This window comes from Solibacillus silvestris (genome assembly GCF_051967575.1).
GTDB classification, from domain to species: Bacteria; Bacillota; Bacilli; order Bacillales_A; family Planococcaceae; genus Solibacillus; species Solibacillus silvestris_B.
The window spans coordinates 1-513 of sequence record NZ_JBQCJW010000096.1 but is presented as its reverse complement, the minus strand read 5'-3'; the positions used below and the strand labels follow the sequence as shown (position 1 = coordinate 513).

The 513-nt window shown below is 53.6% G+C and carries 1 rRNA gene; it reads right to left on the bottom strand.

Annotated features, from left to right (window positions below):
- Nucleotides 1–513: ribosomal RNA gene (locus tag ACTHOQ_RS18915) — 23S ribosomal RNA — on the bottom strand; the annotation flags it as partial.

The window sequence follows — 513 nt, the reverse complement described above, 5'->3', positions numbered from 1 at the left end:
CACCTTACGGTTTTGCAGAGACCTGTGTTTTTGCTAAACAGTCGCCTGGGCCTATTCACTGCGGCTTCTCTAGGCTATTCACCCAAAGAAGCACCCCTTCTCCCGAAGTTACGGGGTCATTTTGCCGAGTTCCTTAACGAGAGTTCTCTCGCACACCTTAGGATTCTCTCCTCGACTACCTGTGTCGGTTTGCGGTACGGGCACCTCTCACCTCGATAGAGGCTTTTCTTGGCAGTGTGAAATCAGGAACTTCGCTCCTACGAGCTCGTCATCACAGCTCAACGTTACAGTATGCGGATTTGCCTGCATACACGCCTTACTGCTTGAACACGCGCAACCAACGGCGTGCTTACCCTATCCTACTGCGTCCCCCCATTTCTCAAACGGTGAGGAGGTGGTACAGGAATATCAACCTGTTGTCCATCGCCTACGCCTGTCGGCCTCGGCTTAGGTCCCGACTAACCCTGAGCGGACGAGCCTTCCTCAGGAAACCTTAGTCATACGGTGCATGGG